The following is a 3610-nucleotide window of genomic DNA, read 5'->3' on the forward strand; positions in this document are numbered from 1 at the left end:
GGCGGACCGCCCCCGCCGCGCGGGCATCTCCTCGTTCGGGATCAGCGGCACCAACGCCCACGCGATCATCGAACAGGCCCCCGCCGAAGCCCTCGTGGCGGAGAGCGCGCCCGAGCCCGCGGCGGCCGAGGACTCCGCGGCCGTGACCGGTACCCCGCTGCTCCCGGTCCTCCTGTCCGGCGCGACCCCCGACGCCCTCGCGGCCCAGGCCGAGCGGCTCAAGAGCGTCGCCGACCGGCCGCTCGCCGATCTCGCGCACTCCCTCGTCACCGGCCGCGCGGAACTCGCCCACCGGGCCGCCGTGATCGCCCGCGACCGCGACGAACTCCTCGGCGGGCTGGCCGCGTTGGCCTCGGGTGCCGTCTCCGACACCGTCGTACGCGGCAAGGAGACCGGCGGCAAGGTCGCCTTCCTCTTCACCGGACAGGGCGCCCAGCGCCCCGGCATGGGGCGCGGCCTGTACGCCTCGCACCCCGCGTTCCGGGACGCCCTGGACGAGGTCTGCCAGGCGCTCGACGCGCATCTGGACCGGCCGCTGCGCGAGGTGATGTGGGCCGAGCCGGGCAGCGACGACGCCGCCCTGCTCGACCGTACGCTCTACACGCAGGCCGCCCTGTTCGCCGTCGAGACCGCGCTGTACCGGCTCCTGGAGTCCTACGGAGTGCGCCCCGACCACCTTGCCGGGCACTCCGTCGGCGAGCTGACCGCCGCCCACGCCGCGGGCGTCCTGGACCTCGCGGACGCGGCCCGGCTCGTCACCGCGCGGGGCCGGCTCATGCAGGAACTGCCCGAGGGCGGCGCGATGCTGGCCGTCGACGCCACCGAGGACGAGGTCCGCGCGCACCTGGGCCCGGACGTGTCCCTCGCCGCCGTCAACGGCCCGCGCGCCGTCGTGGTCTCCGGCACGGAGGCCGCCGTCGAGGCGGTCGGCGCGGCCTTCGAGGACCGCAGGACCAAGCGGCTGCGGGTCAGCCACGCGTTCCACTCGCCGCTGATGGACCCGATGCTCGCGGAGTTCGAGAAGACCGCCCGCGAACTGACCTTCGCCCCGCCGGCCGTCCCCGTCGTCTCGAACGTCACCGGCGTCCGCGCCACCGACGACGAGCTGTGCTCGCCCGCGTACTGGGTACGCCACGCCCGTGAGGCCGTCCGCTTCGGCGACGCCGTACGGACCCTGGAGGCCGACGGCGTCCGCACCTTCCTCGAACTCGGCCCCGACGCCGTCCTGTCGACGATGGGCGTCCACGCCCTCGCGGAGCCCGAGCGCTCCCTGCTCGTCCCGGTGCTGCGCCGGGACCGCGCGGAGGACGCGGCGCTGGCCGCCGCCCTGGCGACCGCGCGGATGCGCGGCCTGCCCGTGGACTGGCGGCGGGTGTTCGCCGGGACCGGAGCCCGCCGCACGGACCTGCCGACGTACGCGTTCCAGCGGCAGCGGCTGTGGCTGGAGGACCAGCCGGCCGCGGCCGGTGACGCGGGCGGCCTCGGCCAGGCCCCCGCCGGGCACCCCCTGCTCGGCGCGGTCGTCTCGCTGGCCGCCGACGACACCGTCGCCCTCACCGGGCGGCTCTCCCTGGCCACCCACCCCTGGCTCGCCGACCACGCCGTCGCCGGAGTCGTCCTCCTGCCGGGCAGCGCGTTCGTCGAACTCGCCGTGCAGGCGGGCGACCGGGTGGGCTGCCCGCACATCGAGGAACTCCACCTGGAGCGCCCGCTGGTCCTGCCCGCCGACGGCGCCGTCCACCTCCAGGTGGCGGCGGGCGCACCCGACGCCGAGGGGCGGCGGCAGCTGACCGTGCACGCCCGCGTCGAGGACGCGGAGAGCGGGTGGAGCCGCCACGCGGGCGGTGTCCTCACGCCCGGGGCAGCCGCCGAACCGGCCGCCCTGGAGGCCTGGCCGCCGCCCGGCGCCGAACCCGTCGACGTCAGCGGCACCTACGACCACCTCGCCGAACAGGGCTACGCCTACGGACCGCTGTTCCAGTGCCTGCGCGGCGCCTGGCGGCTCGGCGACGAGGTCCTCGCCGAACTCGCCCTGCCCGAGGACGCGGCGGCCGACGGATTCGCCCTGCACCCGGCCCTGCTGGACGCCACCCTGCACGCCATCGACCTGCTCGACGGCCAGGACCCCACCGTGATGACGCTGCCGTTCTCGTGGGACGGCGTCACCGTCCACGCGGCCGGGGCGACCGCGGTGCGGCTGCGGCTCACCCCGCACGGCACCGAGACGATGACGCTGCGGCTGTTCGACGGCGCGGGCGCGCCCGTCGCCGACGTGACCGCCCTGCGCATCCGCCAGGTGACCGCCGAGCAGCTGAACGCGGCGGCCCCGGCGACCGGTGACCTGTACGAGGTGCGCTGGACACCGCTGCCCGAGGCCGCCGAGGGCACCGCGCCCGAGCCGCGGATCCTCACGGTCCGCCCGGCGTCGGACGCGCCGCTGCCCGTGCTCGCCCGGGACACGGCCCTGGAGGCCCTCACCGCGCTCCAGCGCCACCTGGCCGACGACACGGACCCCGAACCCCTCGTCGTCGTCACCCGCTCCGCCGCCACCCTCGACGGCCCGCCCGACCCGGCGCAGGCCGTGATCGCGGGCCTGGTGCGCGCCGCGGCCGTGGAGCACCCGGGCCGGCTCGTCCTCGTCGACACGGACGACGACCCCGCGTCGGCCGCCGCCCTGCCGGCCGCCGTCGCGGGCGGCGCTCCCGAACTGGCCCTGCGGGCCGGCACGGTGTACGCGCCGCGGCTCGCCGAGGCCGCCGTGGCACCGGCCGACGCGCCCGCCCCGGCCCTCGACCCCGAGGGCACGGTCCTCGTCACCGGCGGCACCGGCAGCCTCGGCCGTCTCCTCGCCCGGCACCTCGTCACCCGGCACGGCGTGCGCCATCTGCTGCTGACGAGCCGCTCGGGCAAGTGGCACGAGGAACTGGACGAGGTCGAGGCGTTCGGCGCGACCGTGACCGTCGCGGCCTGCGACGCCACCGACCGTGCCGCGCTCGCCGGACTCCTCGACGAGATCCCGGCCGCGCACCCGCTGACGGCCGTGGTGCACGCCGCGGGCGTCCTCGACGACGGGCTGCTCGGCGACCTCACCCCGGACCGCCTCGACGCGGTGCTGCGCCCCAAGACCGACGCGGCCTGGCACCTGCACGAGCTCACCCGCGACCTCGGCCTGGCGGCGTTCGTCCTCTTCTCGTCCGCGGCGGGCGCGCTCGGCGCGGCGGGACAGGCCAACTACGCGGCGGGCAACGCGTTCCTCGACGCCCTGGCGGTCCGCCGTCGCGCCGAGGGGCTGCCCGCCCTGTCCCTGGCCTGGGGGCTGTGGGACACCGGATCGGGCATGGCGGCGGGACTCGGCGAGACCGAGACGCGCCGGCTGGCCCGCGACGGCATCCTGCCGCTGCCGGCCGACCGTGCCCTCGCCCTCTTCGACCGGGCCCTCGCCGCGGACAGTGCCCTGCTGCTCCCCGTCCGCGTGCGGATCACCGAGGACGCCCCGCCGATGATCAGGGCGCTCGCCCCGGCACCGGCGCGGCGCACGGCCCGCGCGGTGTCGGCCGTCGAGGCGCTGCCGCAGCGCCTCGCGGGGCTGGGCGCCGCCGACGCCAAGCGG

1 protein-coding gene is annotated in these 3610 nt (G+C 77.6%); it reads left to right on the forward strand.

Translation table 11 applies throughout. The features are described 5' to 3' along the window. Window positions 1–3610 (forward strand): type I polyketide synthase (locus tag AOK22_RS21585; protein ID WP_157872270.1); only part of this gene is annotated, 3610 nt, incomplete at both ends.

The sequence above is a fragment of the Streptomyces silaceus genome (assembly GCF_001419745.1).
GTDB lineage: Bacteria > Actinomycetota > Actinomycetes > Streptomycetales > Streptomycetaceae > Streptomyces > Streptomyces silaceus.